The organism is Leptolyngbya sp. PCC 6406, assembly GCF_000332095.2.
Classification (GTDB): domain Bacteria; phylum Cyanobacteriota; class Cyanobacteriia; order Phormidesmidales; family Phormidesmidaceae; genus PCC-6406.
Genome location: NZ_KI913949.1, coordinates 43,421 through 57,598 on the forward strand (window position 1 = coordinate 43,421; position 14,178 = coordinate 57,598).

The window sequence follows — 14,178 nt, forward strand, 5'->3', positions numbered from 1 at the left end:
TTGGGGTATTGGGGGTAAATCCCGTAGGGGCAATCCCTTGTGGTTGCCCTTGTCGCTGGGTGACCGGTGTTGGGGTATTGGGGGGTTGGGGTGTTGGGTGGGTGGGGGGTGAGGTTTGCAGGGCTGTGAGTATTTCGGTGGCGGTGGTGTAGCGGCGGCGGAGTGATCGCGCTGTCATTCGGTCGAGGATTTGCACTAGGCGCAGGCTGATGGGGTGGGGGGCGTAGGGTCGCCAGACCCAGCGGTCTTCGGTGGCGGAATAGAGGTCAAAGGGATGCTGTCCGGTGAGGGCATGGAGGCAGGTTAACCCTAGTCCGTAGAGGTCGCTGGCGAAGACGGCTTGGCCCAAGGCTTGCTCGGGGGCGGCATAGCCTGCACTGCCGATCACCGTCCCCGTTTCCCGTAGGGTTTCTGGGCGCAGGGCTTTGGCAGCACCAAAGTCCACCAGCATCGGCAGGCCGGGAGGGTCTGGCAGGATGATATTAGCGGGCTTAATGTCTCGATGAATGACCTGATGGTCGTGGATGAACTGGATCACAGGTAGGAGGGCAAGAAGGTGCGATCGCACTTCCTCCTCCGTCCATGGCCCCGCCGCTTGGATGTGCTGCTCCAGCGTTTTTCCCGGCACATAGGACTGCACCAGACAAAGCCCCTGGGCCGAGGCCAAAATTGCAATCAAAGCCGGAATCTGGGGATGCTGCCCCAAGTCCACCAATCGATCAGCTTCCTGGTAAAACCGCACTGGGTCTAAATCCGGGCGCAGATGTTGCTTAATCACACAGGGAGTGGGGGGCGTAGCCGCCTGATCCCAGGCGAGAAATGTGCGCCCAAAGCCCCCCTGTCCCAGGGCTTGCACAGGCCGAAAGCGATCCCCCAATACCAGCTTGGTCCCACAGCCCCTACAGATGGAATCCGCCACCCCATTCCAGGGCTGGGGACAATCTGGATTCAAGCACAGGGTCTTCAAGGGGTGTGAGGGTGTGGGGGTGTGAGGGTGTGAGGGTATGAGGGTATGAGGGTGAGCACAATGCTTAGATTGGTGGGCGATGCTCTGCATTGGGCGCGGAAACCACGCCCCTACGGGCAATTCAAAATTCCTGTCACCTGTCACCCTCTGTATTGGTCGAGGGCACCGCGCCCCTATGGCCACATCCTGCATTGGGCGCGGAAACCGCGCCCCTACGGGCAATTCAAAATTCAAAACTCAAAACTTAAAATTCCTGTCACCCCATCACCCCATCACCCCATCACTCCCCCACCCCATCACCCCATCACTCCCCCACCCCCCTAAGTCGGCACCAACTCCCCAGGCCGCAGCTTGGCCCACTTCCCCATCTCCGCTTGAAAACTTTCGCACCCCACCACGTCCCATTCCATCTCAATGCCGCCGTCTACCTGGCGGATGTTGACGTTAATGGTGGGTTCAAGGGCTTCAAAGGTAGGCGCTTCCGTCAGATGGGGCTGCTGGTGCTGGCCCTCCACGGCGTGGTAGGTGGTGCAGCGGTCCACATAATGACAGTTCACACAAATGCACATTTTCCCTCCCCGCCAAAAGAGCGCTAAGTTTTTGCTAATCTAACGCAACTTTTTGGCCAGTTGTCCCCAGAGGGGATGCCGTGTTGCAAAATGAAAGGCTGCACCTAATTACGGCCTTGGGGCTGTGAATAGATGCCCCTGTCCCTTCTGGTCTGTTCCCGTCTTGCCCTCCGTTTCTCTGCATCAACCCCCCTTCACCACGGCAACGCTATCTGTGACCTCTGTTCTGTCACCCCAGACTTGGCCCTTTGATTTGGCGCTGCTGCCCCAGACAGCCCATTTAGTAGGGGGGAGTGTCCGGGACGCCCTCCTCGGGCGCAAGGCGGATTACCTAGATTTAGATTTCGTCCTACCCGAAGGAGCGGTGGAAACGGCGCGGGCCATCGCTCGCCATTACCAGGCTGGTTTTGTGGTGCTGGATGCGGAAAACCAGATTGCCCGTGTGGTGTTCGCCCACGCCACGGTGGACTTTGCGGCTCAGGTGGGGGAAACCCTGGCGGAGGATCTGCACCGCCGGGATTTCACGGTCAATGCGATCGCATATCATCCCCACACGGAGCAGGTGTTTGATCCCCTCGGGGGCTATCGGGATTTGGAGCTGCGAATTCTACGGATGATTGCCCCCGACAACCTGGCGGACGATCCCCTCCGGCTGCTGCGGGCCTATCGGCAAGCAGCACAGCTCAACTTTGCCCTCGATCCCCAGACTCGGAGCACTATTCACCAACTGGCTCCACTGCTGGGTCGAATGGCCGCCGAACGGGTACGGGGGGAACTGGACTCCCTGCTCAGTCAGCCCGAAGGCACACCTCTGCTAAAGCTGGCCTGGGAAGATCAGGTGCTGCGGAGTTGGCTACCAGACTTCAATAGTCAGCCCTTGCAAACCCTGACCGCGATTGACCAAGCCTGTCGGGACATCCAGGCACTTCGCCCCACCTTGATCCCCTTGATTCAGGGCTGGATCAAGGAGCAAACGCCCCCCGGTTTCCACCGCAGTTGGTTCAAAGCCGCCAAGCTGAGCCAGATTATCCCCCCGGATCTAGGGGCGGCAGAGGCCACCCTCACCCATTTCAAATACAGTCGGGCGGAGCAGCAGGCAGTTCTGGGCATTTTGCGCGGTTGGCAATATCTGCAAACCCTGCCGCCGGAAAACCTGTCTCGTCGCCAGCAGTATCACCTGTTCAAGGTCATTGGTCCCAGCTTCCCCGGCGTCGTACTTGTGGCCCTGGCCCTGGGCTATTCCTTAGACATGCTGACCCAACTCTGCGATCGCGTTCTTGATCCCACCGATGCCATCGCCCATCCCAGCCCCCTAGTCAGCGGACGCGATGTGATGCGCCATCTCCACCTGCGCCCCGGCCCCCGCATCGGTGAGCTACTAGCCGGGGTAGAACTGGCCCACGCCGAAGGCCAAGTCACCACCCCTACCGAGGCGCTATCCTGGGTGGCCCAGTACCTCCAGGACCACGACGACGACGCTCCCTAATATCCGAAGCCATACCACCCCATCCCCCTCTCCCCTCCTGCATGGGGCGCGGAAACCACGCCCCTACCCCATCACCCTGCATTGGGCGCGGCATCTCTGCGGTGCATTGCTTCGCGAATGCACCCTACGAGAAATTCAATTCAAAACTCAAAATTCAAAATTCCTGTCACCTATAACCTCTCACCTCCCCCACCCCATCACCCCATCACCCCCCACCCCTCCACGAGATCACTAATTAGGGCCACAGCCTTTCGCGAAGATAGCCAGTTGCTAAAATAGCCATCGGCAATGTTGTATTTGGGAGATCCAGATGACTGCAATTCAGCTAAGCCCGTCGCACTCGGGAGAGAGACTGGGGCTCCAGACTTGATGACCCTAGCCCGTCGCACTCGGACCGCTGCCCAGCAGTTAGCTGCCCTCCCCAGCGAAGATAAAAACCGGGCCATTGAGGCCATCGCCCAGGCGCTAACAACCCAGACCGCCGCCATTACCGCCGCGAATATTGCCGATTGTGAAGCCGCGATCGCAGATGATCTCGCCAAGCCCCTCTACCACCGCTTGAAGCTAGATGGGGCCAAACTGCAAACCGCGATCGCCGGGGTGCGGGACGTGGCACAACTGCCCGATCCCGTAGGGACGGTGCAAATTCATCGGGAACTGGATACGGGTTTAGAACTCCAACGAGTAACCTGTCCCCTGGGAGTCCTAGGGGTGATTTTTGAATCCCGCCCCGATGCGGTGGTCCAGATCGCCAGTCTGGCGGTGAAATCGGGCAACGGGGTGATTCTGAAGGGGGGCAAAGAAGCTATCCGCTCCTGTCAAGCCCTTGTGCAGGCCATCCGTAGCGGCCTGGAAACTGCTGGGCTCAACCCCGATGCGGTGCAACTGCTGACCACGCGGGAAGAGACGCGGGCACTTCTAGCCCTCGACGGTTGGGTGGATCTAATTATTCCTCGCGGATCCAACGCCTTTGTGCGCTACGTTCAAGACAACACCCGGATTCCGGTGCTGGGCCATGCCGATGGCATCTGCCACCTGTATGTGGATCAGACGGTGGATATGGACCAAGCCGTAGCCATTGCCCTAGATGCCAAAGTGGGCTATCCTTCCGCCTGCAACGCCATTGAGACCCTGCTAGTTCACACTGCGATCGCACCCCTCTTTTTGCCAAAAGTAGCCGCCGCCCTCACAGCCCAGGGGGTGGAACTCCGGGGAGACACCGCTACCCAGGCCATCCTGCCCCAGGTTACCACCGCCACCGAAGCAGATTGGGCCACGGAATACAGTGATTTAATCCTCTCCATCCGAGTCGTAGCGTCCCTAGAGGCTGCTATTGACCACATCAACACCTACGGCTCTCGCCATACAGAAGCGATCGCCACCCAAGACGCCGCCGCCGCCGCCACCTTCCGCGCCCAAGTCAACGCCGCCGGGGTCTACCACAACTGCTCCACCCGCTTCGCCGATGGCTTCCGCTACGGCTTTGGCGCAGAGGTCGGCATCAGCACCCAGAGCCTCCCCCCCCGAGGTCCAGTGGGTCTGGAGGGACTGGTCACCTACAAATACCATCTGGTCGGAGATGGTCATCTCGTAGCAACCTACGCCGGGGACAATGCCCGCCCCTTCACCCATCGCAATTTACTGAAACAGGATTAACCTTTGCAATCCATCCCATGGGGCATGATAAGCATAGCCTCTGCTTAGGAAGCCCCCATGGCATTCCCAATGCTTGTATCTGTAAGCCGTGACCATATTCAATTACCCGTCGGCAGCACAATAACCCTGAACGACCAAACCTGGGCTGACTACGAAGCATTGTTGACCAGTCGTCGGGATGCTGCTGCCATTAAAATTCGCTTCAATGCCCAGACCCAACAGATTGTAATCATGGCCCCGATGGCTGGGCATGGTAATCGCATTGACACCCTAGTGGATTTGGTCAAGGCTTTACTGCGCAATCAAAATCGAGACTGGCATAGCTATGACCCAGTTACCCTAAAGCGTTTCCAGGAGGCGGGGGCCGAGCCCGATGCCTGCTTCTACATTCAAAACTGGCGGGCTGTCTTAGGCAAAGAACGCCTTGACTTAGCCACTGACCCACCCCCCGATCTGGCCATTGAGATGGATCTCACCTCCCTGACAGATTTAGCTGTGTACCAGGTGCTAGCGGTGCCCGAGGTATGGATCTATCGCCAGGGCCAGTTAAACCTCTATGGGCTAACCGCTGGGGGCTACGAAAAACTAGCGACCAGCCCGACCTTTCCCACCGTGGCGGTCAAAACTCTGCTGCCAGAGTATGTAGAAAGAGCCTGGGTTGCGGGTTCTAGTGTTGCACTGCGAGAGTTTGAGCAGTCTTTGCAAACGGGCGACTAAGCTCGGTCCAGGGATCGCAGATAGGTAGCCAAATGCTGTCCTGTAATGGTCTAGACAGGGTGTAGCTTGCTTCTGCGGAGCAGTAGGGCCGAAGCGAGGAAAACAGAGAGGCGGCGAAGGGGCTGGCTCAGAGCGATGAACCCGACCGGGGGAGCTTATGATGAGCAGCGCATAACTTCGTAACCAGCTCTGGAAGTCAAGAACTCCAATGGGGTCTTAATTGCTAAACTTTTCCGAGGCACCGCCCGGTACGGACCCGCCTACCGGGTGGGGGGAGATTCGTGAGGATTCTCTCTATCCCAATTAGGTTTACATCTAAACTGTGTAAAGGGAAGTTTTCTCCGCCAATCCCAACTCTAGCTGACCGTTAGAAGCCATCTGAAAAGCTTCAGCCCATCGCAAATAATCTTCTAAAACTCCTAGCTCTCTTGCAACAGCTTTAAGAGATAGCCGCCTTAAAATCCCTATTGTAATTGGCCTCTTTTCATCCCAAAAGATCATAGAGTCAAAAAACTCTAGTGAAGGATCTGAGGTAACAAGCTTAAAGATAAATTTAGCCTCTTCCTCTGTCTCAAACGACAAAAAATTTACGGTATCATCAAACATAACTGGTTTTCCATCCAGAGGTTTAACAAGGCAAAATCTCAACTGCTTATAAAGCCCAGAAATTGCTATTTTCCAGTTTTTGAAGGAATAGGAGCCGACCCCAAAGATAGAATACGGTGGTTTATTTTTATAAATCGAACTTTTTCTATTTTTCAGGTATCCATCATGTTCAAGTAAATACTCCCAGGTTTTAGGGGCTTCATTTTGAATAGGACTTGTATCATCACCAACTAATTTTTGTGTAATTAAAATAAGTTTTCGATAATTATTGATTCTGCCATTGCCAAGATCTGAGCTTTTCAAAAGAGGATACAAATAGCTTTCCTCTAAAGAATATTTCTTACCCATCCCATTTAGGAAAAAGGCATCATGAACTTGCTCTAACTCCATTACTTTAGAACAATCGTGCTTAATTCCAGAACGCCAAATATATCTTAAATCTTGACCTGCTAAGTGTCTCCACTTCTCATATCTAACTGTATCTCGGAGAATTAATCCATCTCTTTCACCAATTAGATATGATGTCTTTTTAGCATGTAAATCCTCATAAACTTTGCAATTAGGATCATTGTCACCATCAGTAGATAAAACAAAAAGGCAAGCCTCTACTGATGCCCCAAAATATGCTTTTGCATCAATCAAATAAATATGAGCAGAAAACCTATTCCCTGACTTCCGCTTTACCTGACGTATTACCTTACGAGCAACAGAGTACTTACATAAAACAGCTATAGTACCTTCTTTTTTCGATAACCACTCGACGTATTGCAGCAGCATCCATTCAGAAATGTCAAAGTTTCCTGAGCCAGTAATAGCCTCAATACCTCGACGATTTTGAAAGTTTGATTTTGAGGGAATATTTTGACTGTTAAGAATACTCAATTCACTACTGGTAACCCAAGGAGGATTACCGATCACTAAAATGTATCCTGACAGATTTGAAATAAAATCTTTCCAATCGGTGCCAAAAAAATCGGACTCATATACAGTTAAATTTTCGGAGTTTGAATACTCAGAGACAGAAAGCTTTGCTTCTTTAATATATTCCTTATTTATATCCAAACCTATAATTTTTGAGTCTGCAAATACATTAAGTGCAGCTCGAAGAAAGGCTCCTTCCCCACAACTTGGTTCTACGATAACTTCCGGCGATATTTGATGATTTTCTCTAAGAGTCTGAACTACTTCTCTTGCAAGATCATCGGGGGTTTGGAAATCACCGAATTGCCATTTCTCTTTTGATTTCACCATCTTTATCTATCGAACTCTAACTATTCCTGAGGTACTATTAGCTTGCTGAATGACTCGACTGTACTGCAATCTCCACTGAAGAGCATTTGAGATTGTTAAATATCCTTGATTTGGAGGCGATTCCAGAATCCTATCAGCTAACTGATTCGCACCTATTTCATCGACTGGCAAATTTCTCTCAACTATAAAAGCGATAATATCATCCTTATTTCCATCTCGATTCAAAATATCAATAATACCTCTGGTCGTCTGAAAATCTCCTGTTCTGCTCTTATCCACAAAGATAGTATGCTGCATATTTAATCTTCCAGTTCTATTTGCCGGGTCATCATATTTATCATAAACAAAAATCAGAAGATGGTATCCCAAACCAAATACTTTTTGAGTTGCTGATTTAAAGGGACAAGAAGATTGTGGTTGCTTTATGCTTGTTACTTTAATGTCAACTTCAAGAGCAGGAAGATCAATACCTAATGCTGAATTCCCTCGTTGATGACTATAATTTTGAGCTAAATAGGCTGTGAATTTATGTTCAAGATAAGTTCCGATAGCTTTTCCATCTGTCACACCATAAAGGGTGGGTTCGTCGTATATAGACTCTATTTCAGCAAACCTAGCTGCTTCAGCCCACAAGTTTTCCATGGTCAGTATTGGCTGCATTCTTCTTTCAGGTTATGCCACTGAAATAGTACATGAGTTTGCGGAGCTAGGAAAGTATACGTCAATATCCTTCACCTTATTCCTGAAGTGTGAGCAGTTCTTGGTTTGGAAGAGAGGAGTTGCGTACATTTGACGATTGAGTTCAGCAGCGGTTAGTTCCCCTGAAATCCCCGCCGATCACCGTTATTCCACCGTTGGAAAGATTTTTTGGGTAGCTGGAAACACATCATCAGCGCTTTCTTCATTGCCTTGACTTGCACCCCAAGGAAGTTTTGAATACTTATTCTTGATCTTTTCTAATTCATCTAGTGCTCGCAGGAAAAATATTTTGATGACTACCACATGATTTTCTTCAGAAAGAAAATCATTCACACTTCGTTCTCGAACTATTCTTGCCCAACCCATATCTTCACCCCGTGCGGAACGAGGCAACCCAGATAGCACCTCAAGCTTGTATATGAGAGATATTTACATGAGGGTGTGAATCAGTTTTTTCGGTGTTTTTCTATAAACTTTTTAGCGAGTGCACCTCCATCTACACTCTTATCTTGACCAAAAGAGCAATAGTTTGCTTGAGGGTTTAGAATTTCCTCGAATGCAACAAGCAGGTTATAAATAGTTATTGTATCTCCCCATTCCTTACCAAGAATTTGAAAAATCCAGTCAAGTATATCTGCACTAGAGTGGATTTCCTCTAAGTCGATCTCGTAATTTTCAGTAGCATGAGTAAGAGTGAGTTGCCTCTCATCAAAATTCCAGCTTCCCCATCGCATAAAGCTTTTCTCCTTATCTACTGTGTTCTAAATTCGTTGAAGTTCAATTATGTTAAGCTTGCTTAAAAGTTTTTTTTATTTTGTCCGTCTTTATATAGCAGAATACAGGGGAATTTTTTTGGCTCTTCCGGCTTAAGTATGGAAAATCGGTCCCCGATAGCCTGAAAGCATTGCTATACAAGGCTTTCAGCTTAAAATAAGTCTTCAAGGCTCTTTTTGTGAGGCTAAGGCTTACAAGCATTGTTATGAGAGGGTTTTAGGCATCTTGGGTCTTGGTTTCCCATAGCCAGACCGGAAGAGCCAATTTTTCTTTCTTACCTTATGTGAGGTTGCCCAATGCAACCATAGGATTCTAGCTCATTTTCACAACTAGGCAATTGATCGAGGTGCCCACAACTACATGATCATCTTCTGAATCTTGGGCAGCTTTGAGGGTGAGGATGATGCGATCGCACTGAGCGCTACTCGACTTTATCCTGGCGACCAATCAACTCGATACAGCCCTTTGGCCCGCCGACAAGGTCTTGAGTGAATATAAGAATCAGCAAATTGCGATTACCCGGACCTATCCCCCGATTTGCCAGGGCAGTAGAACAAGCCAGGTATCCTGAAAAGGCTGTACGCCTAAACCGCTTTGAGTAGCCTATCGAATCCCATCGCGATCGCGACTACCCCCGCCGCCCTTCGCACCCTAGTTCCCTACTGCACCGCCGCCGTCGCCCCCCTGCTGATTCCCGAAAAACTGGCGGGGGAAGTTGCCCAGTATGCCGCTACAGGACTCCAGAGCCAATACTACCCAGGTAGCCTGCGGGAAGCCTTGGGAAAGCGCTGGGGACAGCACGACGGCTTTGTCTTTGCCCTAGCGACGGGGGCGGTAGTGCGGTTGATTGCCCCCCTCCTGCAAGACAAAACCACCGACCCCGCCGTGGTAGTGGTGGATGAAGCGGGACAGTTTGCCATTAGTCTTTGCGGCGGTCACCAGAGAGGAGCCGACGCCCTCGCCCGTGAAGTGAGCCAATATCTCCAGGCCACCCCGGTACTGACAGGGAGCGCAAACCAGCTACACCTGCCCGCCCTGGATCTGCTGGGTCAGCCCTGGGGCTGGAACCGGGGGAGCGGCAATTGGACCGCCGTCAGTAGCGCCATTGCGCGGGGGGAAGCCGTGCAGGTGATTCAAGAGGCGGGAGCGGACCTGTGGCGCAGAGCATTGCCCCCCGACCATCCCTTTCAGTTCGACGGGTCGGAAGAGTCGGACCCGGCGCGAGAGATCCGCCCAGCCCCCCAGGGACGGGTGTGGATTAGCCCTATCCAGCGAGAATTTCCCCCCGAGGCGGGGCTGCCCCAGGTGCAGTGGCATCCTCGGGTGTTGTGGGTGGGGGTGGGCTGCGAGCGGGGTACTTCCCAAGCGCTGATCGACTGGGGCATTAGAACGGTGTGCCAATCTCACCACCTAGCCCTAGGCGCGATCGCGGGTCTCGCCAGTCTGGATCTGAAGGCGGATGAGGTGGGTTTGGTGAATCTTGGCCGCGATCGCAATTGGCCCCTCCGTTGTTTCACCGCCGAGACATTGCAGCAGATTGCCGTCCCCAATCCCTCAGCGGTGGTGGAGCAAGCCGTGGGCACCCCCAGCGTGGCCGAGGCGGCTGCGATCGCGGCAGCCGCCATTCCCCTTGGCCCCCATCTCAGCTCGGTCCCAACCCTGCCCAACGATTCCCACCCTCCCACCCCCCTCTGCGTGACCAAACAGGTCATGCGCCACCCCGACTATCCCGGTGCCGTCACCCTCGCCATTGCCCAGGCAGAACAAGAGTACGTGGGACGCCCTGGACACCTAGCCCTGGTGGGTACCGGCCCCGGCAGCTTAGCCCAGATCACCCCCGCAGCCCAAGCCGCAATCGCCCAAGCCGATGTGGTCATCGGCTACGCCCTCTATATAGATCTGATTCGGCCCCTGCTGCGACCAGGGCAGATCGTCGAAGCCCTGCCCATTACCCAGGAACAGCAGCGAGCAGAGCGGGCGATCGTCCTAGCCCACAGGGGACTATCCGTAGCGGTAATCTCCTCCGGCGATTGCGGCATCTACGCCATGGCGGGGTTAGTACTGGAAACCTTGCAGGCCCAGGGATGGGATGGCAAAACCCCCGAGGTCACCAGCTACCCCGGCATCTCCGCCCTGCAAGCAGCAGCAGCACGGGTAGGGGCTCCCCTCATGCACGACTTCTGTGCCATTAGCCTCAGCGACCTACTCACCCCTTGGCCCGTGATCGAGAAACGGCTCCAGGCTGCTGCCGAGGCGGATTTCGTCATCGCCCTATACAATCCCAAGTCCCAGAAACGCACAGAACAAATTGCCATCGCCCAGAGCTATTTCGCCCAGCACCGCGCCCCCGATACCCCCGTCGCCATTGTCCGCGCCGCCTATCGCCCCGATGAGCAGATCATCCTCACCACCGTAGCGGAGATGCTAGCGCAGCCCATCGACATGGTGACTACGGTAATCATCGGCAACCGTAGCACCGTCCTCTACCAAGGCAAACTCATCACCCCTCGGGGATATTCAGTCCGTCCATAGTCCGGGTACAGCACTACCGCAAGGCGTAAATCAGTCCACTATTGTCGCGTCAACCCAACATTTTCTAGTCCCCTCTCCCCTTGGGCTACGGTGTACACATAAGTCACTGTTTGATGGGCATCCCGGCCTGACCCCCTCTAACTCCCCCTTGTAAAGGGGGAGGACTAGAGTTTCCCCCCTTTACAAGGGGGGATTAAGGGGGGTTTGCAAGGGGCATCAGCACCCTTCCAGAAATATGTGTACACAGCAGCCCCTTGGGAGAGGGCTAGGGTGAGGGGCCGAGGTGTGCCACGATGGAACGGTCAGAGGATTTGCGCCGCACAGCAGTGCTGTGCCCCGACTGAATACCCCTACGCCGTCTTTATAGCGGTTCCCTCATGTATGAGGTACACCTCAACTTAATGACACTCCGGCGAACAAGGGGCTTAAGCCCCTTGCCTGCACTTAACCCGCTAGACCTCTAGCACCCAGGCATCACGGGTGTCGGCACTGATGAAGGGGGAAGGCACGTAGGCAATATCTACCCCCAGGGAGATAAAGGCAGCCCGGATGGTGGTGGCGTGGGCGGCTTCAGCGGTGGCAATGCTGACGCCAGCGGTCACCAGTTCCGGCGTCTTCAGGCGCGCAACTTCTAATCCGTAGGCGATGGCCGCATCGGTTTCCAAGGCTAGGGCCAGCTTGGCAATATTGACATCGGAATCCAGTCCACCGAGCCCCTGCTCCAGGTAGCTGGACAGGTCATATTCCGACAGGGCCATCACAGGAGTTCCCCCCAAGTCCGTGACGACTTCGGTGAGGACATCGCGGTGGGCAACGTGGTCCGCTTGGTTAGCGAGGGCAATGTTCAGGACGGCTTGACCCACGTCGGTATCACTCAGGGCTCCAGCGGCGAAACCATAGGCCCAGATGGCTTGGTTCTCGTAGAAGAGGGCACCGTTGAGGATTTCGATATCGTTGGCGACAGGGTCATCGGCCTGAGCCCGTCCCGGCTTGAGGGCAGACAGACCTACGGCTCCGGTCAGACCCGCGATCGCACCCCCCACCACCATGCGGCGACGGGAAAAGAGAGCAAAAGGACGAGGCATTGCATTGGCGGTCGATCGATTCAAGTTCATGGGTTTTCCAACTGTGTTCTTCTCAGCGCGGTTCCACATCACATCAGAACCAAGCACAATACGAGCAGCCCATAGGATTAGATTTTGGAGAGGGAGTGATAGGGTAAATGCTGCACAATCCAAGGCCGGTCCTGACCCGTATTAACCAATGAACTCTCTATGGCCCCCCCCTCGATACCTGAGCAACCTGAGACCCCATCCTTAAGCGATCGCGATCTAGTAACCCGCCTGAGGAATGGTCAGATGGATGCCCTAGGAGCCCTCTATGACCGCTACGGAGGACTGGTGTACACCCTGGCCCTGAGAATGTTGACCAGTCGAGAAGCGGCGGAGGATCTGACCCAAGATGTATTTATGGCCCTGTCCCAGGGACAACAGTACGACCCCGATCGCGGTAGCTTGGGAAGCTATCTGGCCACCTATACCCGGTCTCGTGCCCTAGATCGTCTGCGGGTGAACAGCAATCGACTCCGCATTCTGCGACAGTTTCGCCAGATGCTGACCCCCAGCAGCAAGTCCCAGACTCCGGCGGAGCAAGTGGTTCAGCAGGAGCGATCGCACCGAATCAGGGCTGCTCTGCAAGAGATTCCCGACGCGGAACGTACCGTTCTCGAAATTGCCTATTTCGAGGGCTGTAGTCAATCCCAAATTGCTAACCGTCTCAACATGCCCCTGGGTACGGTCAAGACCCGCTCCCGCCAGGGGCTACGCCGTCTGCGCACGCTCCTGGAAGCCGATGATATCTAGCCCCTACCGCCCCTTCCCTGTATCCGTTCTCCCCCATTGGCCATGACTCAAGCTCCTCTCCCTGAAAATTGGCGCGATATCTTAGCAGGGTACGTCCTCGGTGATCTAGAGACCGAAGAGGTAACTCTAGTGCGGCAATGGCGTAATCTCTACCCCGAAGTCCGGCTGGAATTAGAGGCCCTAGAGGAGACCTGGAATGCAATCCCTGCCGCTCTCCCCGCCCAGATACCGCCGCCAGACCTACGGCATCGGATTCTCTCTACGGCGGCAGCAGCTACGCCACCGCCTCAGGTGCCATGGTCAGGAACCGGCCCAAAGGGACCATTGCGGTCTTCATCTTCATCCCGCCCCGCCTGGGCCTGGTATGGCCTGAGTGCAGGCTGGGCAGTGACAGCCGTAGCGCTAGCGGTGGTGGCGATGGACAATAATCAACTCCGCCAAGAAAAGCAACAGGTAGAGGCGGTGGTCGCCCGCTTTAGCCAGCCCCGTAACCCGGTCTATACCCTGGCAGGGGCAGACGCCTTGCCGGAAGCTACAGGTCGCCTTGTCATTGATGCCAATACCCAGTCTGTCCTGATTGCCACCCAGGATTTGCCACCGTTACCCAGCGATGAAGCCTATCGTCTTTGGGCGCTGGCGGATGCTGACCCGGTGTACTGTGGACAGTTCAACCCCAGTGATAGGGCCGCTATGAGCGAGTGGAAACTTCTCAGTCCATTATGTGAAGGCACTTCGGTGCAAATGCTCATCACCCGAGAATCCGTCAGTGCTCCCCCGATTCCCGCCGGTCCCCTTGTTCTTCAGGGACAGCCCCAGAGCTAGGCAATCTCCGGAAAATGGGAATCCATGTCGGGTGTATCACGACACAAACGACCCTGGATTCCGGTACTAGTGCTCAGTCAATTCATGATTGACGGGTGACCGAAATCCTGGAGTTTAGTTGGGGTCCCATTTTGAGGGTCTTCGACCCGTCAAAATGTTCCTGAAGAAACACTAGTACCACAGGGCGGAAATCAGTCCACTATTGTCGCGTCAGCCCAACATTTTCCGGTCCCCTCT

At 54.1% G+C, this 14,178-nt stretch carries 13 protein-coding genes; 6 read left to right on the forward strand and 7 right to left on the reverse strand.

Annotated elements, in window-relative coordinates; all coding sequences use genetic code 11:
• On the reverse strand, window positions 1-952 hold a 952-nt coding region (locus LEP6406_RS26020), incomplete at its 3' end, for a serine/threonine-protein kinase (RefSeq protein ID WP_051463583.1).
• Window positions 953-1,287: 335 nt separating this feature from the next.
• Window positions 1,288-1,536, reverse strand: a complete 249-nt coding sequence (locus LEP6406_RS0200240) for a Ycf34 family protein (protein ID WP_008310436.1) — start codon at window positions 1,534-1,536, stop codon at window positions 1,288-1,290.
• A gap of 214 nt (window positions 1,537-1,750) precedes the next feature.
• Here LEP6406_RS0200240 and LEP6406_RS0200245 point away from each other — a divergent pair, with 214 nt between their 5' ends.
• The 3 genes from LEP6406_RS0200245 to LEP6406_RS0200255 all read left to right on the forward strand — a co-directional run bounded on the left by LEP6406_RS0200245 (window position 1,751) and on the right by LEP6406_RS0200255 (window position 5,395).
• Complete coding sequence (locus LEP6406_RS0200245) at window positions 1,751-3,022, forward strand: tRNA nucleotidyltransferase/poly(A) polymerase-related protein (RefSeq protein ID WP_036028792.1); 1,272 nt, start codon at window positions 1,751-1,753, stop codon at window positions 3,020-3,022.
• A gap of 369 nt (window positions 3,023-3,391) precedes the next feature.
• Complete coding sequence (locus LEP6406_RS0200250) at window positions 3,392-4,678, forward strand: glutamate-5-semialdehyde dehydrogenase (RefSeq protein ID WP_051463585.1); 1,287 nt, start codon at window positions 3,392-3,394, stop codon at window positions 4,676-4,678.
• Between the two features lie 69 nt (window positions 4,679-4,747).
• Window positions 4,748-5,395, forward strand: coding sequence for a Uma2 family endonuclease (locus LEP6406_RS0200255; RefSeq protein ID WP_027268705.1), 648 nt, complete (start codon window positions 4,748-4,750; stop codon window positions 5,393-5,395).
• A 315-nt stretch (window positions 5,396-5,710) separates the two neighbouring features.
• Here LEP6406_RS0200255 and LEP6406_RS0200260 read toward each other — a convergent pair whose 3' ends face one another.
• The 4 genes from LEP6406_RS0200260 to LEP6406_RS0200275 form a co-directional block, all read right to left on the reverse strand.
• Complete coding sequence (locus LEP6406_RS0200260) at window positions 5,711-7,252, reverse strand: N-6 DNA methylase (protein WP_008310428.1); 1,542 nt, start codon at window positions 7,250-7,252, stop codon at window positions 5,711-5,713.
• Window positions 7,253-7,258: 6 nt separating this feature from the next.
• Window positions 7,259-7,894, reverse strand: coding sequence for a type II restriction-modification system restriction endonuclease (locus LEP6406_RS0200265; protein WP_008310426.1), 636 nt, complete (start codon window positions 7,892-7,894; stop codon window positions 7,259-7,261).
• 201 nt (window positions 7,895-8,095) lie between these two features.
• Entirely contained in the window at window positions 8,096-8,284 is a 189-nt protein-coding gene (locus LEP6406_RS0200270) for a hypothetical protein (protein ID WP_027268706.1), read from the reverse strand.
• A gap of 113 nt (window positions 8,285-8,397) precedes the next feature.
• A complete protein-coding gene (locus LEP6406_RS0200275) occupies window positions 8,398-8,685 on the reverse strand; it encodes a hypothetical protein (RefSeq protein WP_008310422.1) in 288 nt (95 codons plus the stop codon).
• A gap of 634 nt (window positions 8,686-9,319) precedes the next feature.
• Between LEP6406_RS0200275 and cobJ the strand changes: the two genes are divergently transcribed.
• Window positions 9,320-11,257: a precorrin-3B C(17)-methyltransferase gene (cobJ, locus tag LEP6406_RS26025; RefSeq protein ID WP_008310420.1), complete on the forward strand. Its 1,938-nt coding sequence runs from the start codon at window positions 9,320-9,322 to the stop codon at window positions 11,255-11,257.
• Between the two features lie 452 nt (window positions 11,258-11,709).
• Here the strand turns inward: cobJ and LEP6406_RS0200285 are convergent, their stop codons facing one another.
• Window positions 11,710-12,372 (reverse strand): DUF4439 domain-containing protein, encoded by a 663-nt coding sequence (locus LEP6406_RS0200285; protein ID WP_051463586.1) that lies wholly within the window; start codon window positions 12,370-12,372, stop codon window positions 11,710-11,712.
• Between the two features lie 159 nt (window positions 12,373-12,531).
• Between LEP6406_RS0200285 and LEP6406_RS0200290 the strand changes: the two genes are divergently transcribed.
• Both LEP6406_RS0200290 and LEP6406_RS0200295 read left to right on the forward strand, forming a co-directional pair.
• Entirely contained in the window at window positions 12,532-13,119 is a 588-nt protein-coding gene (locus LEP6406_RS0200290; protein WP_008312392.1) for a sigma-70 family RNA polymerase sigma factor, read from the forward strand.
• A gap of 42 nt (window positions 13,120-13,161) precedes the next feature.
• On the forward strand, window positions 13,162-13,941 hold the full coding sequence (locus LEP6406_RS0200295) for an anti-sigma factor (protein ID WP_008312394.1): 780 nt from the start codon (window positions 13,162-13,164) through the stop codon (window positions 13,939-13,941).
• Window positions 13,942-14,178 lie beyond the last annotated feature (237 nt).

Coding starts and splice junctions, on each gene's coding strand:
- LEP6406_RS0200285 (WP_051463586.1), bottom strand. CDS start 12,372: ATGAACTTGAATCGATCGACCGCCAATGCAATGCCTCGTCCTTTTGCT.
- LEP6406_RS0200275 (WP_008310422.1), bottom strand. CDS start 8,685: ATGCGATGGGGAAGCTGGAATTTTGATGAGAGGCAACTCACTCTTACT.
- LEP6406_RS0200290 (WP_008312392.1), top strand. CDS start 12,532: ATGGCCCCCCCCTCGATACCTGAGCAACCTGAGACCCCATCCTTAAGC.
- LEP6406_RS0200240 (WP_008310436.1), bottom strand. CDS start 1,536: ATGTGCATTTGTGTGAACTGTCATTATGTGGACCGCTGCACCACCTAC.
- LEP6406_RS0200255 (WP_027268705.1), top strand. CDS start 4,748: ATGCTTGTATCTGTAAGCCGTGACCATATTCAATTACCCGTCGGCAGC.
- LEP6406_RS0200250 (WP_051463585.1), top strand. CDS start 3,392: ATGACCCTAGCCCGTCGCACTCGGACCGCTGCCCAGCAGTTAGCTGCC.
- LEP6406_RS0200260 (WP_008310428.1), bottom strand. CDS start 7,252: ATGGTGAAATCAAAAGAGAAATGGCAATTCGGTGATTTCCAAACCCCC.
- LEP6406_RS0200265 (WP_008310426.1), bottom strand. CDS start 7,894: ATGGAAAACTTGTGGGCTGAAGCAGCTAGGTTTGCTGAAATAGAGTCT.
- LEP6406_RS0200295 (WP_008312394.1), top strand. CDS start 13,162: ATGACTCAAGCTCCTCTCCCTGAAAATTGGCGCGATATCTTAGCAGGG.